The following is a 24,123-nucleotide window of genomic DNA, read 5'->3' on the forward strand; positions in this document are numbered from 1 at the left end:
CTCATTTCGGCGGCATGCGGATCGCGCCGTCGAGGCGGACCGTTTCGCCGTTGAGCATTGGGTTCTCGAGCATGTGCGTGGCCAGCATCGCAAACTCGTCAGGTCGGCCAAGACGCGGGGGAAACGGCACATTTCCACCCAGCTTGGCCTTGATCTCGTCACCCAGCCGATCGAGGATCGGTGTGTCGAAGATGCCCGGCGCAATCGCGTTCACGCGGATGCCGCGCTGCGCCAGATCGCGCGCGGCGACCAAGGTCATGCCCACGATTCCTGCCTTGGACGATGCATAGGGCATTTGCCCGATCTGTCCCTCGAACGCCGCGACCGACGCGGTGAGCACGATCGAGCCACGCTCGCCGTTCGCATCGGGCTCGTTGGTGGCCATGCGTTCGGCCGCCAGCCGCAGCACGTTGAAGGTCCCGATCAGGTTGAGCCGGACGATGCTCTCGAATGTCTCGAGCGAACCGGGTTTGCCTTCGCGGTCGAGCACACGCAGGGTTGCCCCACGCCCGGCGCAATGCACCATCGCGCGCAGCGTGCCCAGAGAGGCTGCGGTGTCTAGCGCGGTGCGGAACTGCACCTCGTCCTGTATGTCGGCTGCGCAGAAAGCAGCGGTGTCGCCGAATTCTGCGGCCAAGCTCTCGCCCGCCGAATTCGGCAGGTCGACGATCACCGCCTTGCCGCCTGCATCGAGCACGCGGCGTACCGTGGCGAGGCCCAACCCGCCAGCACCGCCCGTAACCAAGGTGACGTTGCCTGCAACCTGCATCACGCCTCCCCCTTCACTTCGGCAAGCGCTTCACCATACTGCGCCATGGCAGCCTCGCGCCGCCGCAGCAGGTGATAGTCGGGGAACTGCACCTCGTCGGGCTCCACGCCCTTGAGTAGCTCGCGGGCCACCGTGATTTCATGCACCTCGGTCGGGCCGTCGGCCAGCGCCAAATAATAGGATTCGATCACCCACTGGGCGAAGGGCATCTCCGTCGACAAGCCCAGCGAACCGTGGATGTGCAGTGCGTTGCCGGCGATGTCGTGCATCACCTTGGGCATGGCGAACTTCACTGCGGCAATGTCTTTGCGGACCTTGTAGTAATCGCCTTCCTTGTCAATTTTCCACGCGGTTTGCAGCACGAGCAGGCGAAACTGTTCCAGTTGCACCCACGACTGAGCGATCTTTTGCTGCACCAGCTGCTTGCGCGACAGCGACTCGCCCTTGGTCGTCCGCGACACGGCGCGCCGCTTCATATAGTCGAGCGCCTTGCGGGCCTTCGCGATCGTGCGCATCGCATGATGGATACGCCCGCCACCCAGTCGCGTCTGCGCCACCCTGAAGCCCTGCCCCGGACTGCCCAGCATATGGTCTGCCGGAACGCGCACATTCTCGTAGCGCACATAGCCATGCGTCGGATGTGCATTCCCATAACCCACATCGCGCATCACCGTCAGGCCCGGCGTGCTGGCGGGCACAATCAGACACGAAATCGAGTCGTGCGGCTTGGCGTCGAATTCGCTCTTCGCCATGACCAGGAAGAACTCGGCGGTGCTTGCGTTGGTGGAGAACCATTTCTCACCGTTCAGCACCCATTCGTCGCCCTCGCGCACGGCGGTCGTGTCGATCAGAAGCGGATCAGCCCCGCCCTGCGGCTCGGTCATCGAAAAGCACGATACGATATCGCCATTGAGCAGCGGCTGGAGATACCGCGCCTTTTGATCTTCGGTGCCGAAGCGGGCGAGGATTTCGGCGTTGCCGCTGTCGGGCGCCTGATTGCCGAAGACAATGGGACCGAACTTGGCCGCACCGATGATCTCGTTCATCAGGGCCAGCTTGACCTGGCCGTAGCCCTTGCCGCCCAGTTCGGGGCCAAGATGACAGGCCCACAGGCCGCGCCTGCGCACTTCGTGCTGAAGCGGAGGCACCAGCTTGCGGTTGGCGGGATTGGTCACGTCGAACGGATTTTCGAGCACGAAATCGAGTGGCGCAACCTTCTCCTCGACGAACCGCTCGATCCAGTCGAGTTCCTGCTGGAAATCAGGGTCGGTTTCGAAACTCCACGTCATATCTTCGGTCCTCGTTAGGAAGTCGTCATTGTCAGTTCGCGCCAACTGTTGCGGCAGCCCGCGCAATGAGCCCCACGGCAGATGCGTGGAGACGGCGGGCAACAGTCATCTCGGCCAGCCCCGAACAGGCGCGGGCGTAGGTGCCCTCAAGGATGAGGGCGAATTTGTAGCAGGCCAACACCTCGAACCAGGGCAGCGCATCCATCGACCGCCCGGTGCGCTCGGCATAGCGATCAACCAGCTGAATAGCCGAAGGCCAGCCGTCCCACGGCTCGACCTTCAGGCTGAGCAGGCCGATGTTGTTGGCATCGGGCCAGGCCGTGGTCAGCCGCGCCAGATCGAGCAGCGGATCGCCGAGCGTCGCCATCTCCCAGTCGAGAATCGCGGCCAGGCCCGGCGCGTCTCGGCGGTAAAGTACGTTGGCGACGTGATAGTCGCCATGCATCAGACCGGGCTTGAAATCGTCCGGCAGGTGGTCGTCGAGCCACCGACCGATCCGATCGACCGGGCCCAGCTCGGCAGGGCCGGGCCAGCCATCATACTGGGCATAGCCTTCCAGCTGCGAAGCCCAGCGTTCGACCTGACGTTCGAGATAGCCGTCGAGTCTGCCCAGCCCTTCCAATCGCCCGTCCGGCGGAACCTGCGCGATGGCGGCGATCCCGTCGACCAGCGCAAGCCCCATCGCATGGCGATACTCGGGTGAAGTGCCGGCCGCACCCGGCATCTCCTCGACGGCGTTGAACCCGTCCACCTCGTCGGTCACCACGAAAGGCCCGCCGATGATCGCCGTGTCCTCGCTGAACCCCACAAAGCGCGGATGTGGCACATCACTGCCCGCCAGTGCGGAAAGAACCTTGGCCTCGCGCGCGACCAGCTTGGCAGCGGCAGCACTACCAACCGGCGGGCTGCGGAGCACAAGATTGCGGTTGTCGAAGCTGAACCGCAGGATCAGATTCTGGGTGCCCCCGGTTAAAACGCGCACTTCGCGGATGTCGCCTGCGCCCGCGCCAATGTCGGCCAGCCAAGCGGCCAGCGCATCGCAATCGAGTGCGTCGGCACGGTGCGGGGCAGCCGCTTTCATCAGTCGTCCGTAGGCGGATATTGCGACCACTCCGGACGGCGACGTTCGAGGAAGGCGTTCGCACCCTCTTTCATATCGTCGCCAAAGAAGAACGGCAGATTGAGAAACTGCGCGGCATCCAATGCCTGATGGGCGGGCATGTCGGACAGGAGTGTAAAGGCACGGCGGCCCAGCGCTATGGCGGTGGGCGCGACTGCGGCGAACCGCTTGGCGTAACGCTCGACTTCGGCCCACATCTCCTCGCGGTCGACAGCAACGCGGTTGACGAAACCTATGCGCCACGCCTCGTCGGCGTCGATAGGATCGCCCGTAAGCATCATGTCGAGCAGGATCTTGCGCGGGATCGCCCGAGCCAGATGCGCCACGATGATCATGGGAAACAGGCCGACCTTGGCCTCAGGTACCGCAAAGGTCGCGCCGCGCAGCGCGACGATTACGTCGCACATCCCCGCCAGGCCCATGCCGCCCGCCGACGCAGGGCCGTTCACAGCCGCAATCACCGGCTTGTCGGCCTTCAGCATAAGCTGGTGCATTTCGACGATGGCGGCAGGCCAGTGCCACGCCTCGACCGGTGACATTTCCTGAAATGCAGCCATCTGCTTCAGGTCGCCACCTGCACAAAAGGCGTCGCCCTCACCACTGATCACGACCGACCGCACTTCCGGATCGGCAAAATGATGCTTCAGCCCTGCAAGGATTTCGCCCGAGGTCACCTTGTCCATAGGGTTGCGGGCTTCCGGGCGATTCAGGATAATCCGCCCCAGCGTCCCCTGACGATCGACAATGATGTTACGATGGATCGTCATCTGTTCAGCCCCGCCCGATAAGCAGGGTGTCGACCACGCGAACGCCCTGTCCCTCGTTCATCACCAGCACCGGGTTGAGGTCAGCCTCGGCGAGCCAACCGGCTTCCTGCGCAGCAAAGCGCGAGAAGCTGGCGATGGTTTGCGCAAAGGCTTCCTTGTCGGCTTTGGGCGCTCCACGGAAGCCGTCGAGCATCACCGCCGATTTGAGCGACGCGATCATTTCGCGCGCTTCCCCTGCGCTCACCGGGCACGGCCGGATGACTGCGTCCTTCATCAGTTCGGTAAAGATGCCGCCCGCGCCGACCACGACGAAGGCACCCATGTCGGGATCGACCTGAGCGCCGAGGATCATCTCCACCCCGCCCACGACCTGTTCCTGGACTAGCACACCGTCGGCATCGGCATCGGCAAGATATTCGCGCGCGCTCGCCATGATCTCATCGAAGGCCTTGCCCACAGCATCGCCATCGGCCAGATTAAGCTTCACTCCGCCCGCCTCGGTCTTGTGCGCGATACGTTCCGACACGACCTTGAGCACCACGGGAAAACCGATCCGTCCGGCCGCCGCAATTGCCTCCTCTCGGGTTGCAGCAAACGCTTCTCCGACCAGACGCACCCCCGCGTCCGTCAGCATAGCCTTGCCTGCGGCATCGGGAACGACACCCGTAAAGCTGCGATCGCTGCGCGCGGGAGTTGGTTCGCGGCTCCGGATCTTGCGCGCCTGCTGGAAAGCTGACCAGTCGGCCAGCTTCCGGCAAGCACTGTAGAGATCGTTGAGGTTCGCGAAGGTCGGAATATTGTGCGCTGCGTAAGCGGCGGCTTCCTCGCCGACGATCTCACCGTCCATCGCATAGATGGCGAGCGGCTTGTTGCAGTCCTTGTGCGATGCTTCACCCAGCATGCGCGCCGCCTCGATGCTGGCCCGCGCAGTCAGATGTTTGCGCGCAAACACGATGGTTCCCAGCGCGTCCTCTTCGCTGAAGCCTTCGTAGACCTGGAGCGCAAGACCCGGGTTGCTGGCTATCTCGCCGGTCAGGTCGCAGGGGTTGAAGCCCTTGCCGAACTGCAGCGCACTGGTCAACCGTTGTTCGACAGCATCGCTGATGGCGGGAACGGGCACGCCCACCTCGCCTGCCTTGTCAGCCAGAGTGCCGGCCTGTCCGCCCGACACCGACATGATTCCCACCCCCGCGGTATGCGGCGCGCCCTGGCTCAGGAACAGCTTAGCCACGGCAACGAGTTCACTCAGCTCACTCACGCGGATCACCCCGCGCGCGGCGAACATCGCGTCGTACAGCGCGTCAGCCCCAGCAAGGGCGCCCGTGTGCGCAGCGGCGCGACGTGCGCCTTCCTGTGACCGGCCGACCTTGATCAGGACGATCGGTTTGCCCAGTTCGGCAGCCAGATCGGCGACCTTGAGGAAATCATCCGGCTTGCGGATCGACTCCACGAACGAGAGGATGATCTTGATGTTGGGGTCCTGCACCATGACCGACATGTAATCGGCAAGGCCAAGGTCGACCTCGTTACCGCCGCTGACGACCATGCGGCAACCGATACCCTCCTGCTTGAGCCGGATCATCAGCGAGCTCGAGGTAGCCCCGCTCTGCGTCACCAGCCCGACCGGCCCGGGTGCCATCGCATCGGCATAAAGAGGTTGGATCGAACCGATCGCGCCATTAGTCAGGTTGGCGAATCCGTCGGTATTGGGGCCAACGATGCGCATGCCCCTGGCGGTTGCGTTCTCCACCATGCGGCGCTGAATCTCCACGCCCTCGGGGCCCATCTCGCCCAGGCCCTGCGTCGGAAGCACCACGGTCTTAACCCCTGCCTCCGCACATTGGGCGACCGCAGCGGGCGTCATTGTGGCATTCAGAACCACAACCGCAACGTCGATCGGTTTTCCAATGGACGCGATGTCGGGATAACACTTCATCCCTTCGAGCTCATCACGCGAAGGATTGACCGGGTAAATCTCGCCGTCAAAACCCTTCGTCGCTACCAGATGCAGCGGCCACCAGCTGAGCGCACCTTCGCGTGACGATGCGCCGACGACGGCAATCGATTTGGGATTGAACATCCGCAGGACCGCGTCCTCGGAGCCGAGGAGCTTATCCATTTCGCACCTTCTGAGCATGACGATCCATCGACTTCCAACCCAGCGCATCGTCCGCAATCAGAATGCGCTGAAGGTTGGCCGAACCCTCGCCGGTCTGCCAAAGCTTGGCATAGTTGAGGTAGATCGAGATCGGCAGTTCGTCCGAAAAGGCATATCCGCCGAATATCTCCGACGTGGCCTGCGCCGCGCGGTTGCAAACCTCGCCTGCGAAGTATTTGGCGATAGAGCTTTCGCGCGTGGCAATGTTGCCCTGATCGTACATGCGCGCGGCCTTGTAGACGAGCTCGGTCGCGGCCGAGACTTCGACCACCATGTCGGCAAGCTGATGCTTGATCATCTGGTACGACCCGATCTTCTGCCCGAAGGCGGTGCGGATGTCTGCATATTCGAGCGAAGCATCGAGGCAGGCTCGAGCCAGCCCCAGCGAGCGTGCTGCGACCGTTAGGCGACCGAAGTCCATTGCAGTCATCGCGACCTTGAAGCCCTCGCCCTCCTTACCGAGCATGTATTCGGCTGGAACGCGCATGTTGGAAAAGGTGATGCCGTTCGTGGGCATCAGATTGCCCAGCGCCCGACATTTCACGCGGCTGGCGCGAAATCCAGGGGTGTCGGTGGGCACGAGAAACGCGCTCACGCCTTTGTGTGCGGCCTTGGGATCCGTCTTGCAGTAGACCACAGCGATGTCGGCGACATTCGCGTTGGTGATCCACATCTTGCTGCCCTCGATGACATAGTCATCGCCCTCGCGAACCGCCGTCGTGCGCATCGCGCCGAGGAAATCGGTGCCGCCGTCTGGTTCGGTCATGGCGTTGCAACCCAGGATCTCGGCGCTGATCAACTTGGCGACATATTTGTCGATCTGATCCTGCGACCCCCAGTTGCGGATTGTCAGCGGTACCGTCGCCGCCTGCAGGTTCATGCCCGCCGAAAGCGGCGGATAGGCATAGGCTAGCTCCTCGGAAACGATGGCCAGCGCCTCAAAGCCCATTCCTGAGCCGCCCATCGATTCGGGGAACATCGTGCCATAGGCGCCCAGCTCGCCCAGCTTGCGATAGATATCGCGCGGGAATTCGCCTGACTTTTCCAGCTGCTGGATATTGGGGCGGATTTCGTTCTGTCCGAACGAACGCATCACGTCGCGCAGGGAATTCAGCTCCTCGCGGGAGGCACCGAGGCCTGCGGGAATGGGCGTACTGGCCTCATTCATCGTCGATCTCCATGTGAAGCAGCCAGGTGTACATCACCTTGCCGAGGTGGTCGGACCGCAGTGACAGCGTACCACCGCCGTCGAGCGCGCCGCGGCACACAAAATTGAGCGCCCGGATGTTCGGCAGTTCGAAGCGTTCGACGCTGCCCTTGATCATATCTCCGAAATGCGCCTTCACGCGCTCGGCCGTGACATGCTTGCGCAGCACTTCCCATGCCTCGGGAGTGCGGGCGATCACGCCCATGTTGCAGACGTCGCCCTTGTCGCCCGAACGACCGTGGGCCAGATCCCAGACTCTGGTCATGCCGGCTGCTCCTCATCCTTCCTGACAACTTCGGTGATTTCGACTTTCTGCGTGATCAGCTCACGCGGGATCAGGCAGGGCCAGATGCCATAAAGCTCCTTGATCGGCGGACGTGTGCCGATGCCCGATGCGCCAGCGGGGCCGTTGTTGTAGAGGGGCACACTCTCAGTGAAGACCTTGCGAGCATCTTCCTTCGTGGGACAGCGCGCAGCGAAGCGAACGACGATTTCCTTGAGGTCTTCCTCGCCTTCTGTCGGGTCGGGCACCAATTCGGGACCCCACATCGAATTACGGCCAATATATTCCACTCGCGTGTCGCTGGCTTTGAAGTCGACCTGCCGCAGACGCTCCTCGAGAAACTTCAGACCCGCCTTCGCCTTCTTGACGGCATCGGGCCAAGTATAGGTGAACTGCGCCTCGCCGACGAAACCGGCGCGATAGCCCATATTGACCTTCAGCGTCGCGGGCGCTTCCTTGCCTGTGATGTTGCTGATCTTCACCTGATCGGCGGCGACCTGCTCCAGCTTTATCTGACTGACGTCGGCAGTGGAATCAGCAGTCAGGTAATTGGCCGGGTCCATTACTTCGTAGACAAGCTGCTCCGAAACCGTGCCCGGAGTAACTGAACCGCCTGTCTGTGGGGTCTTCGACAGGATCGCCTCGCCGTTTTCGAACACGGTGGTCACCGGGTAACCCAGCGACGGCAGGTTCGGCTGATCCTGCCAGCCGCCCGAGAACAGACCGCCGGTCGCCTGACCGCCACATTCAATGCAGTGGGCAATGCCCGTACCCGCGCCCAGCAGATCCCAGTCGTCCTTGGCCCACCCCAATTCGTGACGCATGGGGCCAAGATAGAGCGCGGCATCGGTGACACGGCCGCAAATCACGATGTCCGCACCCCTTTCCAACGCCTCGACGATGCCTTCGCAGCCGATGTACACATTGGCGTGGGTCACCTTGTCGCGGATTTCCGCAAGCGGCTGGCCGGTATCCGTGTTCTCTAGCGCGATCCCTTGTTCGAGCAGTTCGTCGATACGGTCCATGATGTCGTCGCCGGTGACGCAGGCGACCTTGGTACCGTAAAGCCCGAGCTCCTCGCACAATTTGACCACCTGCCGCGTGCAGCTTTCAGGGTTTGAACCGCCCGAGTTGGAGATGATCTTGATGCCTCGTTCGCGTGCCTTGACCAAAACACCGCGCAGAAACGGGATGATGTCGGTCGTATAGCCGAGGTCGGGATTGCGCGACTTCTGCTTGTTGAGGATCGACATCGTCAGTTCGGCCAGGTGGTCGCAGCACATGTACTGGATATCGGCGCGTTCGATCATGTCTATCGCGGGGCGAATGGAATCGCCCCAGAACGCCAGTCCCGTACCGAGTTTTACACTTTTCATCGACTTACTCCGGAAATCTCAACGCTTGCGGGTCAGGGTGGCGCATGCAAACGGCTCAGCCTCGTTCTGCCTTTTCGACTAAGGGTATGACCCGGTCACCGAACAGTTCGACCTGCTTCATGGCCTCGGAATGGGGCAGGCCCAGCCACTGCGGCTTGAAGACAAAGGTATCCATACCGAGGTTGCGGCGTAGACCATCGAGTTCTTCCGCCACTTCCTCTGGATTGCCCAGAATGAAGCGGGCGTCGATGTCCTCGTCTTCCTGGCTGCCGAAACCAGAGTTGTCGGAATCGAGCTTTGCCCCCAGACCCCATTTCAGGTAGACGTCGTAGCGGGCGGCGCTGCGCTGCTTCGCCAACTCTCGCGCCTCTGCCTTGGTATCGGCTATGATCAGTTCACGCCGTAGCGGGAAACCGCCTGCGAGAGGGTCCATGCCGCGGGCTTCACGCTCCTCCAGAAACACCTCACGCAACCGGGCGAGCCCCTCATGGGTCGGAAACGGCGGCGCGTACCAGGCATCGGCCATCCGCGCGGCGCGGCGGATCGCCTTTTCGCCCTGCCCTCCGATCCAGATTGGAGGGCGAGGTTTGCGCGTCGGTGCGACCGAGGGTTGTGGCCCGTCGACCTTGAACAACTCTCCGTCGAACTTGACATGTTTCTTGTCGGACCAAAGCTCCTTGATCAGCTCCAAGCCTTCTTCGAACCGCTTTACGCGGGTATTGTGCGGTATGCCCGATGCCCGGAACTCATGCTCGGCATAACCAAGCCCCACGCCCATGATCGCCTTGCCGTTGGTGACGGCGTCAAGGAACAGCAGCTGCTCGCCCAGTTCGACCGGATTGACCAAGGACATGAGGACGATGCCGGTGGCCACTTCCATCGAAGGCGCGAACTGCGACATGTACGTTAGATAAGGAACGGGCTGGTAATAGCGCAGCTCGTTGCCGAGCAGATGCTGCCCGGCAACCATCAGGCCGAAGCCAAGCTTCTCGCTTTCCTGCAGCAGTTCACGGTGCTGGGCGAATTGTTCCTGTGGTGGATCGTTGCGGTTCCATACTGCGGTCAACAATAATCCGTACTTCACCTGTCTATCCCCTCAGATTCTAATTGAGATAATTATATGCATAGTTCGCACGGTTACGCAAGACCCCCTAAACGCGACCCGGCATTTTTGCGACCGGGCCTCGGGGGCAGCATGCGTCGTAGAGCTCAGGTACGCTGGATCAGCGTCGCAGTGCCAAGGCCACCACCGCAGCACATGGTTACGACACCCAATTCCTTGTCGGTGTCTTCAAGGTAGTGAAGCAATGTGGTGATCAGCCGAGCTCCGGTGCTCCCAAGTGGATGGCCGAGCGCAATGGCGCCGCCGCGCGGGTTCACCTTGTCGGGATCCGCACCGAGCTCGCGTTCCCAGGCCAGCGCGACGGAGGCGAATGCTTCGTTCACTTCGAATGCGTCAATGTCCGCAACGGTCAGCCCGTTGCGTTCCAGCAGCCGCAGCGTCGACGGAATCGGTCCGCTCAGCATCGAAACCGGATCGACGCCAAGCACGACCTGATCGACGATACGCGCGCGCCGTTTCAGACCATGTTTCGCCGCCGCCGCCTCGCTGGCCAGCAGGATGGCAGCGGCGCCGTCTGAAATCTGCGAGGCGTTGCCCGCAGTGACGACGCCGCCTTCCTTGAACACTGTCGCGAGGTTCGCGAGCGTCTCGACGCTGGTACCGCGGCGGATACCCTGGTCTTCCGTCATCATGCCCTCTGCGGTTTCGATCGGCAGGATTTCGCGCTTGAAAGCACCGCTGTCGGTCGCCTCGGCGGCACGCGCATGCGAACGGGCAGAAAATGAATCGAGATCCTCGCGCGAAAGCTTCCATTGCTCGGCGAGCATTTCCGCACCCAGCCCCTGCGACCCGATCGGAAAGCGTTCGAACAGTTCGGGCGGGAAAGCCTGACCATACTGCTTTTGCGAACCCTCGTTCACGCGAAAGCCCACGCGGGTCATGCTCTCGACCCCGCCGGACACGACGATTTCGTTGATCCCGCCCTCGATTGTCAGCGCGGCGTAGTTGGTTGCCTGCTGACCCGAACCGCAGCGGATGTCGACGGTGGTGGCGCCGGTTTCAATCGGTAGGCCCTTCATCAGCCATGCCGTGCGGGTAATCCCGCTCGAATGTTCGCCCACCTGGTGGACACAACCGGCGATGACGTTATCGACTGCCGCAGGATCGAGGCCAGCATGATCCAGCAGGCCGACAAATGTGCGGCCCAGCAGATCAGCGGGGTGGATGTCGCGATACATGCCCTTGTCGGCATGACCCCGCCCAACCGGAGTGCGGATGGCGTCGACGATGTAGGCGGATTGCTGGGGATTGCGCAGCGATTGCATAATGGGAACTCCTTGAACGGGATAGGCGACGGATCAGATCTTGGCAGTCTCGCCGCCGTCGATGACCAGCACCGCGCCGGTCACGAAATCGGACAGTTCCGAGGCAAGGTAGCAGACCATCGGTCCGATCTCGGTCGGGTCAGCCATGCGACCGGCGGGGATCTTGCGGACGCGCTTTTTGAACACGTCCTCGTTGTTGACGACGGCGGCCTGCGCCTCGGTCACAAAGCCACCGGGTGCGATGGCGTTGACCTGCACGTTGTAGCGCGCCCACTCCGCCGCCAGCGCCTTGCTCATCTGGATAAGCGCGCCCTTCGATGCCGAATAGCCGACGAGCACCGGCTTGCCGCGCAGGCCGGAGATCGACGCGACGTTGATAATCTTGCCGCTGCGCTGCTCGATCATGTGGCGCCCCGCTTCCTTCGACAATACGCCCGGCGCGATGACGTTGACGGCCATCAGCTCCTCCAGCCCCTCCACGGTCTGGTCGAGGAATGCGCCGGCCGGTGCGATACCGGCGTTGTTCACCACGATATCGATGCGCCCGAAACGCTCAATGCACTGAGGCACCAGCGCAGCGACCGCATCCATGTCCCGCATGTCGCAGGTAACCGGCAGGATGCGATCGGGCGCGCGGGCGGCCAGCTCCTCCAGATCCTTAGTCGAGCGGGCGGTCGCGACGATCCGCGTGCCTTCCTCCAGCAAGGCAAGCACGGCGGCGTAGCCTAGGCCTCGGCTCGCCCCGGTAACGATGGCAACCTTATCTTGCAGTTTGAGATTCACTTGATCACTCCCGTTTCATTTCGGCTCGCGGCCGTCTTGCCCGCGAGCCCACGCTCGATGCGGAAGCCCCCCAGCGCGACGCGCATAAAGACGAAGCAAACGATGGCGCAGACGATCGTGACAATCGCGATCGCGGTGTTGAGGTTGTCGGCATCGCGCAGCAAATTGTCTGCCGTGAAGGGCACCAGCGTGGGGCCGATGCCCACACCGATCACGCTGACGATGACGAAGTAATAGGCGGAAGCCATCCCGCGCAGGCGCGGCGGCGAGGCCAATTGCAAGGCGGTTCCGGCCATCGGCAGAGGGAAGACGTAGCCGAAGGTAATGATGGCGATGCACACCAGCGCCAGCGTGGGCGACCCGGCCAGCACCAGCCCCAGGCCCGCAGCCAGAAGAATCGCAGGGCCAATCAGCGTTGTGCGTATCGGGGCATCCGCATGGTTGCGTGCAAAAATGCTGTTGACCGCTGGCGATGCCAGCCCCGCCACGATGCCCAGCACCAGGATCATGGTGCCGTAAATCACCCCGATCCCCTGCGCATCCATGCCGTATTGCCGGATGAACATGGTGGGCGCCCAGGCGGGAACGGTATTGAGCAGGACGGAGTTGAAAGAAACCGCCATAAACAGAGCGATGAAGAACCGCCAACGCTTGAACATGTAGATGGTGCCTTCCCAGAACCCGAAGGTCTTCAGGTCCTCGCCCGCCACCGCGTTTTCGGCCCGTCCCGGTTCGCGCAGCAGCAGCAACGACAGAATCGGGATTGCGCCCAGCACGCCGACCAGCGCGATGGCGACCTGCCAGTCGCGCATCACACCAAACGACAGGCTGATGGGAGCCATGCCCTCAGTCTGGCCGATGACAATGCCGCCCAGGATCAACGCAATACCGCCTCCGATATAGGGCGCGGTCAGAAATATCGTCGTCGCCAACGGCAACCGCCGCCGGTCGAACAGGTCGGCGACAAGCGACATGCCGGAGGGGAAGAGGAACGCTTCTGACGCGCCCACCAGCATGCGGGTGGCCACCATTGTTTCGAAGTTGGGAGCCAGCGCCGAAGCGAAGGTCGCCAGGCTCCATATCAGTCCCGCGACCACCAGCAGGTTGCGGCGGTTGAGCCGGTCGGCGCAAAACCCCGCGAAGAGCCCGACGGAAACATAGGTGATTGTAAAAGCGGGGCCGAGCAGGAATCCGATCTGCTTGTCCGAAACCAAATAGTCGCGCTTCATATGGTCTACCACCAGATTCAGGATTTGACGATCGGTAAAGGCCAGCGCAAAGCACATGGTAAGGACAAGGAGCGCCATCCAGGGCGCGCCGCCCTCCGACGCTGGTGGGCCGGTCAGGTCAGGCGGAATGTCGGCACGGACATCGGGAGGCCGCGTCGCTTCAGCTCCGGTCATCGGGACGGCCCTGTAACATGCGGGTCACATCATAGGTCAAAACCGCCTCGCCCTCGCCATTCTCCACCGTGACGCGAGAGGCAACGACGGCACGTGTTCCGTCGCGCGTTGGCTTGACGAGGGTGATCTCGATCCCCGCGCTGACCACGTCGCCGACACGGACGGGCTTCAACGCCTTCATCGTCACATCGAGCAGCGCCAGACCAGTCCCCTGGATCATGGTCTGGAAGATTAGCCCCTCGATCAGGCCATAGGTCAGCGCCGCCGGAACCAGTCGCCCTTCGATGATGCCGCCATGCCCGGGATCGACGAACAGCTCCTCGAGCATGCCGGTCACGTTTATGAAGCCAACAAGGTCGCTCTCGGTGATCAGGCGGCGGCGAGTGCGAAAACGGTCGCCGACACTGATCTCCTGATAGTAGAAGCCTTGGCCAAGCTGGCGCTCGCGCTTGTCTGTCATTTGGTTTCTCCGGCAGGGATACCGGTGATGCGGATGCCCGCGCCATCGATCTTGTACTTGCGATTCAACGTGATCATGATCGACGTCAGCGCCTCAGACGCGACCGAGTTCGCCAGGGGGCCCGCGTGCCAGCCCTTCATACCCGCATCCTCGACCAAACCGATCGCCACTTGCGCCGCAGAGGCATCGTCGGAACAGACCAGCACGTCGCAGTCCATCTCATGCGACAGATCGCGCAGGTGATGAGCCGAAATGTTCTGGAATGCGGAGACGACACGCACGCTGGCGCCAAGCTCCCTTTGCAACGCGGCCACGGCAGAACCACCTTCGGGCAACTGTACTGTGCCAACCTTCGGCGGCACCAACGGCGCGGTTACGTCGATCAGGATCTTGCCGTCCAGCTCAGCCGCCACAGACATCGCGGTCGCCTGCTGCGCCTTGTAGGGGACGGCCAGAACGACGACATCTGCGCGCCTGGCGATTTCGGCATTGTCCCCGCCAGACACCTTGGCGCTCCCCAACTCCGCATTCATCTCAGCAGCAACTTCCCGCGCACGGGCGGCGTCGCGGCTGCCGATGAGGACGCTGTGACCGGCTGCGGCCCAGCGCATGGCAAGGCCGCCGCCTTCATTCCCAGTGCCGCCGATTACGCCAATAATCATAGTCTCGCTCATGCGAATGCCTCTCTCAGGTCGATACTTCTGGATTCTCGTTGCAAGCCGAACCGCAGGGGTTCGAGCGGATCGGCAATCGTGCCTGCCCTTGCCCTCTCGCTGGTGACATCGCCATAGAGCGTCGTACGCTGACGCGACGGCCGACCGAGTGAGGCGATTATCGCCTGCATACCGGCAGGATTCATTTCCTGCCCGTGGGCCGCGCCTGCGGCGGCCGAGATGCTCTCGTTCATCAAGGTCCCCCCCAGGTCATTGGCCCCGGCGCGCAAGGCCCGTGCCGCGCCGTCGGGACCCAGCTTCACCCACGACACCTGTATGTTGGGAATCAGCGCCCCGAACACGATCCGCGCCACCGCGTGCATCAGAATCGCCTCCCGCGCGGTCGGCCCGCGTCGGGCCAGTCCCTGGCGATAAAGCGGCGCCTCGTCATGGATGAAGGGCAGCGGCACGAATTCTGTGATTCCGCCTGTGCGTTCCTGCAGATCGCGCAGAGCCAGCAGGTGGCTGGCCCAGTGGACTGGCCGATCGAGATGGCCGAACATGATGGTCGATGTGGTGCGCAGGCCCACCCGGTGGGCGGTTTCGATAACATCGATCCATTCGGCAGTCGTCAGCTTGTCGGGACAAAGCTGCGGGCGGATCCGCTCGTCAAGAATTTCCGCCGCTGTACCCGGTAAACTGCCCAGCCCCGCTTGCTGCAGACGTTCCAGATAATGCGCTACCGACAGGCCCATGCTCCGCGCGCCATGCGCAACTTCAAGCGGCGAGAATGCGTGGACGTGCATCTCCGGCGCAGCCGACTTCACAGCGCGCACGATGTCGAGATACGTGTCGCCAGTGTAGGCAGGGTGGATGCCGCCCTGCATACACACTTCGGTTGCCCCGCGCGCCCAAGCCTCGGCTGCGCGGCGCTCAATTTCTTCGCGGTCGAGATCATAGGCCGGGCCGCGCAGCGAGGTACGCCCCCGACCTTTGGAAAAGGCGCAGAAAGTACAGCGGTGAGCGCAGATGTTGGTATAGTTGATATTACGGGTCACCACCCACGACACCGCCTCGCCCGCTATACGGGCGCGCATTTCGTCGGCGGTCGCACAGACGTAGGCAAACTCGTCGCCCCGTGACCCGAACAGGCGCGTGATAGAGGCTTCGTTGAGCCGCTCTCCATCCCACGCACGATCGACGATCTCGCGCAGGTCGGCACCAATACCGCCGTACCGGTCACCGATGCCAGGGAAGGCGATCGGCTTGCCTGGGGTCCACGCGCCCTTTCGCGCATAGCCCTCGGCATCCGAAAGGCGCAGCACGAAAGGCTGCATCACCGGATCGACCCAGCGTTCAGGATCGCGGGCGTAGCGGGGGTGCAGTGTTAGCCGTTCGAGCAGAACATGTCCCGCTTTGCCGGTCACCTCGCGAAGACGCTCGCGCTCGGGCCAGGGTGCCTCAGGATTGACGTGGTCGGGGGTAACGGGCGACACGCCGCCCCAGTCGGTCACACCCTGACCGATGAGCTCGACAAGGACATCGGGATTGAGATTGGGCGGCACTTGGATCGCCACATCGTCGTCAAGGATGCGACGTGCCTCGGCCACTGTCCACAGCAGGTCTTCCGCATCCGGCTCAGGCGCATCGGCCATCCGCGTTCCGGGCTTGGCGCGGAAGTTCTGGATGATGACTTCCTGCACATGCCCGTACCGGCGATGACTTTCGTTGATCGCGACAAGTGCCTCCAAGCGTTCGTGGCGCGTTTCGCCAATGCCGATCAGGATTCCGGTGGTGAACGGGATCGCCAGCCGCCCCGCATCCTCAAGGCAGCGCAGCCGCACTTCAGGATTCTTATCAGGCGAGCCGTAGTGCGGACCGCCCTTTGCGCACAGACGCATCGATAGCGATTCCAGCATCAAACCCTGAGACGCAGAAACTGCGCGCAATCGGGCCATTTCATCGTAGGTCAGCACACCGGCGTTGATATGGGGAAGCAGCCCGGTCTCTTCCAAAACGACGCGGCAAGCCTTGTCAAGGTAATCAACTGTTGTTTCACATCCCAGCGACTTTAGCTCCTCGCGGGCGAGCCGATAGCGCTTCTCGGGCCGGTCTCCCAACGTAAACAATGCCTCTTTGCACCCCGCAAGCGCACCCGCGCGCGCGACCGCGCGCACCTCCTCAAGATGCATGAAGCAACGCTCGCCCTTGCGAGGCGGATGCGCGAATGTGCAGTACGAGCAGACGTCGCGACACAGCCTGGTTAAAGGGATGAAAACCTTAGGAGAATACGTAACGAGCGAGCGCCTGCCGATGGTGGCTGGTGTGCTTCTGGTCGCCCAATTTGGAACCGGTTCCAGGCTCACAGCCCCATCTTTCACAGAACAACTCTCCGCATTGCTTTTTATCACCGGGCCGTTCTGCCAATGCAGATCGATTCCTTAATATGCGTATAGTTATCATCTAATTTGAAAGGTCGCAAGCACTCGTTCCGGCAGACGTGTGCCGGTGGTGTCGGTACATATTGGGAAACCGGTCAGGTCAGCGGCACGTGAAGCACGTGCCTCGAGCATCGTGCCAAAAAAGTGGGAACTAGTTTTTTGGCAAAAACAACGCGACACCAAAATAAGATCGAGAGCGCGTCTCGCGTCAGATTAACGCAGCGCCCTCTAATGCCACTCCACCACTTCGTCGATCAACGCAGGGTGACGTTCCTCGACATAACGGGCGTATTCCACCATGTGTCCGTGCATCAACTTTTCGGCAAGGTCGCCGTCGCCTGCGGCAATCGCTTCCGCTATCGCATCGTGCGCCTTGACTACCTCGTCGCGCCGTTCGGGCGGGAAAAGAAGGCCAACAACGCGGGCGTGGAAAATGTCCTCCAACGCATGGCTGATCAGGTTCAGGATGCGATTGCCCGACATCGATCCGACCTGGTAATGAAAGTTCGAACTGCTCTTCAGATAAGATGCATCGCTGTCAGTCAGCGTCTGCACCTGCATCAGTTCGTCGATCAGTTTCGGGTCTCGCCTGTTCGCGGCCAGGCGTGCCATCATCGGTTCCAACAGCAGCCGCGCCTCGATCACTTCGCGGAAAGTCATGCCGCCAGCCTGGAAGAAAAGGGTCGCCATGCGACCGAAATCCTGCGTCGTCGCGCCGACGATCACAGGTCCGCCGCGCGGCCCCGCCTTGATGCGAATGATACCGTGGCTTTCCAGCAACCGCAGCGCCTCACGAAGCGATCCGCGGCCAACGCCATATTCGGCAAGCATTGCAGCTTCGCTCGGCAACTGCGTACCGACTTCGAGCCCCTGTTCACAGATCTGCGAAAGGATATCTCGCGCGACATCCTCCGCAATCTTTGCCCCACGTTTCAGTTTACGCACTTACTTCCATTGTCCTCTCAGCGATCCGTGCCACACGGGCGTCAACACGCCCCGAGCATATGATTATCACACTTGACTCGACAAAGCGAGACGCTCATCTATGCTCATGATAGTAATATATACAGAGGATGATGCCGGATGGCTGGCAAATACTTCGAAGACCTGCAGCCCGGAATGGTGTTCAAACACGACATCACCCGCACGGTCACCGAAACGGACAATCTCCTGTTCACGGCGCTGGGCTGCAACATGCAACCGCTCCACCTCGATATGGAATTCTGCAAGAACACGATCTATGGGGAACGCATCGTCAATTCGATGTGGACGATGAACTTCATCCTCGCGCTGCAGACGCACGACATTGTATCGGGCACGACCCTGGGCAACCTCGGGTTTGAGGAGGTACGCTTCCCCCGTCCGGTGCTGATCGGCGATACCCTGCATGGCGAAACCGAGATCGTCGCCAGCCGAGAAAGCAAGTCGCGCCCCGAAGCAGGCATCGTGACGTTCCGCCACGTCGGATATAATCAGCGCAACGAGGTGATCATGACCGCAGTGCGCAATGGCATGATGCTAAGGCGGGCCGAAGTGGTCTGAGAGTTTCGGGCCCGTCAGACGGACAGCTCGTTCGCCTATCAGTTGCAAATTCAGAGGCGATGTTATGGCCGAGAGATTTGACTATGTAATTGTGGGCGGCGGCACCGCCGCCGGGATCGTCGCCTACCGCTTGGGCGAGGCCGGGCACAGCGTCTGCGTGCTGGAGGCCGGGCCGTCCGACCGCCACCCTTACATCCACATTCCCGCTGGGTTCAGCAAGACACTATTTCATCCCACCTTGACCTGGCAGTTCAAGACCGATCCGGACCCGGCCACCGGCAATCGTTCGGCACCCTATTCGCAGGGCAGAACGCTGGGTGGGTCGAGTTCTATCAACGGGATGATCTACAACCGTGGCCAACCGCAGGATTTCGACAGCTGGGCCCAGATGGGCAACCGCGGGTGGAGCTTCGACGAAGTCCTTCCGTATTTCCGCAAGACCGAGCACCGAATCGCGCCCACTGTTGCGCCAGACCCGCAATATCGCGGCTCTGGCGGAAGGCTGACGGTAACCAACGCACCCTGGCCCAATGAGCTGGAAACCGCGTTCATCGAATCCGCCGTCAACGCCGGACACCTGCGCAACGACGACTACAATGGCGCAACACAGGAAGGTGTCGGTCAGTATCAGAGCGCGATTCGCAATGGACGACGCGTCAGCACCGCTACCGCGTTTCTGCACCCTGCGAGCCGCCAGTTCGACGTGAAGATCATGACGGGCGCCACCGTCAACCGCATCGTAGTCGAGAACGGGCGCGCTACCGGCGTCCGCTATCGCCGGGGCGAAACGGAATATGCCGTCCAGGCCGGCCGCGAGGTGATCCTGTGTGCCGGTGCGGTCAACTCGCCGCGTCTACTGCAATCGAGCGGGATCGGTCCCGGCAAAGTGCTGCAGGAGGCGGGTGTCCCGGTATCTCATGAGCTGCCCGGTGTCGGTGAAAATTTCCGCGACCACTACAGCCCGCGCATTGTCGCGCGCGCGAAAAAGGGCGTGAACTCGATCAACCTGCATGTCACCGGCGTTCCGCTGTTGAAACAACTGGCGCTGTGGTTGTTGGGTAGGCCAAGCGTGCTGGCCACAAGCCCGGCGCGCATCCATCTGTTCGGCAAGAGCGATCCAGCCATGTCCCACCCGGACTATGCGATGATGTTCGCACCCGCGAGCTTCAAGGCTGGCTTGGTCGGCGTCCTCGACGACTTTCCAGGGATGACCTGCGGCGTGTGGCAGCAGCGACCCGAAAGCACTGGCTATGTTCGCATCACCGGGCCCAGCTTCGACAGCGTCCCGCGCGTCAACCCCCGCTGGCTCAGCGCGCAGCGCGACCAGCAGGTCGTGCTTGCGGCGCTGCGGGCTGCGCGCAATATCTATGCGACCGATCCGCTTGCCTCGTTGATCGATGACGAGATATTCCCCGGCCGCGGTTGCGAAACTGATGAGGAGCTGCTGCAGTTCGCCCGCGAAAAAGGCGCGACCAGCTACCATCTCGTCGGCACCTGCAAGATGGGGCCCAAGGGTGACACGATGGCGGTCGTCGACCCGGAGCTGCGCGTTCACGGCCTAGAGGCCCTCCGGGTGATCGATTCCTCCATCATGCCCACCATAGTTTCCGCCAACACCGCCGCGACAACCATGATGATTGCGGAAAAAGGCTCCGACCTAATTCTGGAGCGCAACACTACTGGCCCCCACGGGGCGGCCCCATAGGAGATAGCCCAATGAAACTGGATGAAGCGACCTGGGTGCGCCTTTCGGCGCGCCACGAAATCGAAAACCTCATTACCCGCTATTGCATGGCGTGCGATGATCGCAAGCTCGACGAGCTGGCATCGCTGTTCACGGAAGATGCGACAATCGAGATGAACGGTGTCCCGACGATCGAAGGTAGCGTAGGCCTGTTCAAGCATTTCAACACCACGCTCACCAAAATGGGCGCGACCTATCACTGGTCGCACGATCGAATGATCAACGTGGATGAAAACGATCACAATCTGGCCACCGGCATCGTACAGGGGCACTGCGAGATGGCGATCGATGACCAGACGTGGATCACCGCGCTTCGCTATACCGACACGTATCGCCGCGTCGCGGACGAATGGAAGTTCGCGCGCCGGTTCATCGAATTTATGTACTTCCTGCCCATTGCGCGGCTCAGCGAGGCTCTCTCATCAAGCGAGCGGGTGTTCCGTAACGGCAACTGGCAGAGGGCCGACGTACCCGACCAGCAGGAAAGCTACATCGCGTTCCGTGCGGCTCGGGAGCCGGCCTCCGCATGACGGATGGCGACATGATGGATACTGGCAGGACCGAGCTCTTCATCGACGGTCGCTACGTTACCGGCGGGGGTGAGCGCTTCGAAGTTGAGAACCCGGCGACAGAAGAAGTCATCGCCAGCCTGAACGGAGCGACTGCGGAACAGGTCGACGCTGCGGTGGCCGCAGCGCGCAAGGCATTCGCCGACCGGTCGTGGGCAGATGCCGACTTGCGGGCTAACCTGCTCGACCATATTGCCGACCGGATCGAGGCACATCGCAAACGACTCGGCGCCCTGCTGGTGGCAGAGGTTGGCACGCCCGTCGATCTCGTCGATCCGCTTCAGGTCGGCGCTCCCATCGCCCTGTTTCGCGACTATGCGGCACGCGCCCGCAAGGATCGTACGATCTCACTCGGCCCAGACAACAATGCGCTCGCCCCCAGCGAGAGCTTGGTCCGATTCCTGCCCGCCGGGGTCATCGCTGCGATCACGGCCTACAACTATCCGCTGCTTCTTTTCGCGCTGAAGGTAGCCCCGGCGCTTGCCGCAGGCTGCACGGTCGTCGCCTTTACGTCTCCGCTGACCCCTCTTGCAACGCTACTGCTGGGCGAAATCCTTGATGAGGCGGGCACTCCCGCCGGGGCGGTTAACATCCTAACCGGCGATGCCGCGGCAGCTAGGGCGCTGACTGAACATCCGCAGGTCGACAAGGTCAGTTTCACCGGATCGGTCAACATCGGCAAGCTGGTGATGCGTCAGGCAGCGGCGGGCATCAAGGGCGTAACGCTGGAACTGGGCGGCAAGAATGCCATGATCCTCCTGCCCGAATTCCGGTTTGAGGACGAGATCGAGGCTTGCCACATCCGCTATCTGCGCAATGCCGGACAAGGCTGCGCCTCGCCCACGCGCATCTTCGTGCACAGGTCGCGAGTCGACGATTTTGTCGCCGCGACGCAAGCGTATTTCGCACGCGTGCAAACCGGCGATCCGGCCAGCCCAGGCACGTTGGTCGGTCCCCTGATCACCCAAGCGCACAAGAAGCGCGTGCTGGCCTGTATCGAACGCGCCGTAGCTGATGGCGCCCAAATCGCCGCTGGCGGCGGCGCCCCCGATCATGCCACAGGGCACTATGTGAACCCGACGCTGCTGATCGGCGCGGACAACCATTCCGAACTTGCGCGCGAGGAACTCTTCGCGCCGGTCGCGATGGTCATCCCCTACGACACGCCCGACGAAGCGGTGGCCATGGCCAACGAGAGTGAACTGGGTCTGTCTGGCTTTGTGTTCGGCCCGCACGAGCAGGCGATGGCAGTCGCCCGGGATCTGCGCGTCGGCACCGTCTACGTCAACGGCGGCGGCACGATCCGAATGGATGCGCCGATGGGCGGCCTTGGGCAGAGCGGTATTGGCCGCGAATACGGCGATTTCGGGCTAATGGAATATCTGGAGCCGCAGCACGTGCAATGGCGAATACCCTAAAGCGCAAGCTCGCCTGAACTGTTCCGCTCCCTCCAGTATACCAAATGCACAAAAGGCCGCGCCGTTCAAAATGGATCGGCGCGGCTCTTCCTGTTTGATGAGGATGGCGGTTTCCGGCCCGATCAGCTCTCGCCGCGTTCGAGCACGAAGTCCGAGTAACCTTTCGCCGCCTCGTCGTAGATTGCCTTACGATATGTGCCGAGGCCAGCCATGTAAAACATCATGCCCCGCTTCTTCCCGGCAATGTTGGACCCCGTATACCAGTTGTCCTCTTTCATCACGAGCGTCCCCTCGGCCATGCTGTGGATGTCATCCATCCACGCGTCCTGGTCTTCCTGCCGGGCGTCGATGGTGCGGACGTTGTTCCTTTCCATCCAGTCGATGCATTCGGCGGTCCACTCGCAGTGCATCTCGATCATCACGACGACGTTGGATAGAACGCCGGGGCTTCCCGGCCCGGTGAGGATGAAGAAGTTCGGGAAATCTGCGGCGATAATGCCCATGAAGGCGCCTGGACCGTCATCAGCCCAGCGTTGGTTTATGTCCGCGCCATTTCGGCCGCTGATCTTAATTTTCGACAGCGCACCTGTGCCGGCATCGTAACCGGTGGCATAGACCAGCACGTCGAACGGATAATCCGCCTTGGTCGTGCGTACACCGCCCGCATGGATCGTCTCGATCGGCTCTTCCTTCAACGCGACGACATGCACGTTGTCGCGATTGAACGCCGCATGATACCCGGTACCGATCGGCAAGCGCTTGGCCGCGAACACCCCGTGCGGACTCAGCAGGCGGGCAGTTTCGGGATCGTCGACAATTTCGGCAATGCGGTCGCGCATGAACTGGGCGATTTCCGCGTTCGCATCAGGATCTATCAATACGTCGTTGAACCGATTGAGAACCGAGTTCCCACCTTCGCCCCAGCAACGGCTCAATTCGGCCTGGCGCTCTTCTAGAGGGACAGATCTGTAGGGATAGGCGTCGCTGAACCGGCGAAACCACACCCCGGTCGCATTGTGACGGGCACGCTCGCGCAGCACATCGATCTCGGCGCGGACCGATGCGATTTCCTCTTCTTCAAGGGAGCGATTGTGCGATTCCTGCGCGAATGGTGGCGTGCGGATGAGTACGTGCAACGACTTCGCTGTCTTGGCCAGCTCGGGCACAAGCTGGACGCCGGAAGATCCCGTCCCGACAAGGCCGACGCGCTTGCCGGTGAAGTCGTTCAGTCCCTCGGGCCAGCGCGCCGAATGGATTGACTGACCCTCGAAATCCCCCACCCCTGGAATATCGGGTAGGACCGGTTCGGCCAGAAGCCCGGTCGCCATCGCACAATAGCGGCATTCGATCGTGTCACCGTTTTCGGATTCGAGCCGCCAGACGCCTTCGTCTTCAATCCAGGTCGCGGCTGAAAGGCGGGTTTCGAATCGGATATCTCGGCGCAGGTCGAGATGATCGGCCGCGAACTTGAGATATTCGAGAATCTCGGGCTGACGGGGGAAACGCTCGCTCCACCGCCACTTCTCGTCCAGTCCCTTATCGAAGGTGTAGCAATACTGCATGCTTTCGATATCGCAGCGCAGACCCGGATAGCGGTTCCAATACCAGGTACCGCCCACCTCGGGCGCCGTTTCGAGCAGGACGACCTTAAGGCCCTGTTGGCGAAGCAGATGCAGCATGTAGAGGCCTGAAAAGCCCGCACCCACTACCACCGCATCGAACTTTTCTTGCCGCGCCATCCTGTTGGTACTCC

21 protein-coding genes are annotated in these 24,123 nt (G+C 61.9%); 4 read left to right on the forward strand and 17 right to left on the reverse strand.

The window, feature by feature from the left end:
* Position 1: 1 nt before the first annotated feature.
* The 16 genes from OOT33_RS14090 to OOT33_RS14165 all read right to left on the reverse strand — a co-directional run bounded on the left by OOT33_RS14090 (position 2) and on the right by OOT33_RS14165 (position 18,042).
* The gene (locus OOT33_RS14090; RefSeq protein WP_307751009.1) at positions 2-769 is read right to left on the reverse strand and encodes an SDR family NAD(P)-dependent oxidoreductase; all 768 of its coding nucleotides are present in this window, start codon (positions 767-769) and stop codon (positions 2-4) included.
* Positions 769-2,058 (reverse strand): acyl-CoA dehydrogenase family protein, encoded by a 1,290-nt coding sequence (locus OOT33_RS14095; protein ID WP_307750655.1) that lies wholly within the window; start codon positions 2,056-2,058, stop codon positions 769-771. The genes OOT33_RS14090 and OOT33_RS14095 overlap by 1 nt, the downstream gene beginning before the upstream one ends.
* A 31-nt stretch (positions 2,059-2,089) precedes the next feature.
* Positions 2,090-3,139, reverse strand: coding sequence for a phosphotransferase (locus OOT33_RS14100; protein ID WP_307750656.1), 1,050 nt, complete (start codon positions 3,137-3,139; stop codon positions 2,090-2,092).
* The gene (locus tag OOT33_RS14105; RefSeq protein WP_307750657.1) at positions 3,139-3,945 is read right to left on the reverse strand and encodes an enoyl-CoA hydratase-related protein; all 807 of its coding nucleotides are present in this window, start codon (positions 3,943-3,945) and stop codon (positions 3,139-3,141) included. Before OOT33_RS14105 ends, OOT33_RS14100 begins: the two co-directional genes overlap by 1 nt.
* A gap of 4 nt (positions 3,946-3,949) precedes the next feature.
* Positions 3,950-6,064, reverse strand: coding sequence for an acetate--CoA ligase family protein (locus OOT33_RS14110; RefSeq protein ID WP_307750658.1), 2,115 nt, complete (start codon positions 6,062-6,064; stop codon positions 3,950-3,952).
* Complete coding sequence (locus OOT33_RS14115; RefSeq protein ID WP_307750659.1) at positions 6,057-7,271, reverse strand: acyl-CoA dehydrogenase family protein; 1,215 nt, start codon at positions 7,269-7,271, stop codon at positions 6,057-6,059. Before OOT33_RS14115 ends, OOT33_RS14110 begins: the two co-directional genes overlap by 8 nt.
* Complete coding sequence (locus OOT33_RS14120) at positions 7,264-7,575, reverse strand: hypothetical protein (protein ID WP_307750660.1); 312 nt, start codon at positions 7,573-7,575, stop codon at positions 7,264-7,266. Before OOT33_RS14120 ends, OOT33_RS14115 begins: the two co-directional genes overlap by 8 nt.
* On the reverse strand, positions 7,572-8,969 hold the full coding sequence (locus tag OOT33_RS14125) for an acyclic terpene utilization AtuA family protein (protein WP_307750661.1): 1,398 nt from the start codon (positions 8,967-8,969) through the stop codon (positions 7,572-7,574). The genes OOT33_RS14120 and OOT33_RS14125 overlap by 4 nt, the downstream gene beginning before the upstream one ends.
* A gap of 55 nt (positions 8,970-9,024) precedes the next feature.
* Positions 9,025-10,035, reverse strand: coding sequence for an LLM class flavin-dependent oxidoreductase (locus tag OOT33_RS14130; RefSeq protein WP_307750662.1), 1,011 nt, complete (start codon positions 10,033-10,035; stop codon positions 9,025-9,027).
* 143 nt (positions 10,036-10,178) lie between these two features.
* Positions 10,179-11,357, reverse strand: coding sequence for an acetyl-CoA C-acyltransferase (locus OOT33_RS14135; RefSeq protein ID WP_307750663.1), 1,179 nt, complete (start codon positions 11,355-11,357; stop codon positions 10,179-10,181).
* A 33-nt stretch (positions 11,358-11,390) separates the two neighbouring features.
* Positions 11,391-12,140, reverse strand: coding sequence for a glucose 1-dehydrogenase (locus OOT33_RS14140; protein WP_307750664.1), 750 nt, complete (start codon positions 12,138-12,140; stop codon positions 11,391-11,393).
* Positions 12,137-13,543: an MFS transporter gene (locus OOT33_RS14145; RefSeq protein WP_307750665.1), complete on the reverse strand. Its 1,407-nt coding sequence runs from the start codon at positions 13,541-13,543 to the stop codon at positions 12,137-12,139. Before OOT33_RS14145 ends, OOT33_RS14140 begins: the two co-directional genes overlap by 4 nt.
* Positions 13,530-14,003 (reverse strand): MaoC family dehydratase, encoded by a 474-nt coding sequence (locus OOT33_RS14150; RefSeq protein WP_307750666.1) that lies wholly within the window; start codon positions 14,001-14,003, stop codon positions 13,530-13,532. Before OOT33_RS14150 ends, OOT33_RS14145 begins: the two co-directional genes overlap by 14 nt.
* Positions 14,000-14,677 carry an NADPH-dependent F420 reductase gene (npdG, locus tag OOT33_RS14155; RefSeq protein ID WP_307750667.1) on the reverse strand — a complete coding sequence of 226 codons (678 nt, stop codon included), beginning with the start codon at positions 14,675-14,677 and terminating at the stop codon, positions 14,000-14,002. Before npdG ends, OOT33_RS14150 begins: the two co-directional genes overlap by 4 nt.
* Positions 14,674-17,022 (reverse strand): 5-amino-6-(D-ribitylamino)uracil--L-tyrosine 4-hydroxyphenyl transferase CofH, encoded by a 2,349-nt coding sequence (gene cofH / locus OOT33_RS14160; protein WP_373690581.1) that lies wholly within the window; start codon positions 17,020-17,022, stop codon positions 14,674-14,676. The genes npdG and cofH overlap by 4 nt, the downstream gene beginning before the upstream one ends.
* Before the next feature lie 303 nt (positions 17,023-17,325).
* Complete coding sequence (locus OOT33_RS14165; protein WP_307750669.1) at positions 17,326-18,042, reverse strand: FCD domain-containing protein; 717 nt, start codon at positions 18,040-18,042, stop codon at positions 17,326-17,328.
* Positions 18,043-18,180: 138 nt separating this feature from the next.
* On the opposite strand from OOT33_RS14165, the gene OOT33_RS14170 reads away from it, so the two are divergent.
* The 4 genes from OOT33_RS14170 to OOT33_RS14185 all read left to right on the forward strand — a co-directional run bounded on the left by OOT33_RS14170 (position 18,181) and on the right by OOT33_RS14185 (position 22,370).
* Entirely contained in the window at positions 18,181-18,639 is a 459-nt protein-coding gene (locus tag OOT33_RS14170) for a MaoC/PaaZ C-terminal domain-containing protein (protein WP_307750670.1), read from the forward strand.
* Between the two features lie 64 nt (positions 18,640-18,703).
* The gene (locus OOT33_RS14175) at positions 18,704-20,344 is read left to right on the forward strand and encodes a GMC family oxidoreductase N-terminal domain-containing protein (protein ID WP_307750671.1); all 1,641 of its coding nucleotides are present in this window, start codon (positions 18,704-18,706) and stop codon (positions 20,342-20,344) included.
* Positions 20,345-20,355: 11 nt separating this feature from the next.
* Entirely contained in the window at positions 20,356-20,913 is a 558-nt protein-coding gene (locus OOT33_RS14180; protein WP_307750672.1) for a nuclear transport factor 2 family protein, read from the forward strand.
* A complete protein-coding gene (locus OOT33_RS14185) occupies positions 20,910-22,370 on the forward strand; it encodes an aldehyde dehydrogenase family protein (protein ID WP_307750673.1) in 1,461 nt (486 codons plus the stop codon). The genes OOT33_RS14180 and OOT33_RS14185 overlap by 4 nt, the downstream gene beginning before the upstream one ends.
* Before the next feature lie 122 nt (positions 22,371-22,492).
* Here the strand turns inward: OOT33_RS14185 and OOT33_RS14190 are convergent, their stop codons facing one another.
* Entirely contained in the window at positions 22,493-24,109 is a 1,617-nt protein-coding gene (locus OOT33_RS14190) for an NAD(P)-binding domain-containing protein (protein WP_307750674.1), read from the reverse strand.
* Positions 24,110-24,123: the final 14 nt, after the last annotated feature.

Origin of the sequence: Sphingobium sp. DEHP117 (assembly GCF_030867385.1) — a bacterium.
Taxonomy (GTDB): domain Bacteria; phylum Pseudomonadota; class Alphaproteobacteria; order Sphingomonadales; family Sphingomonadaceae; genus Sphingobium.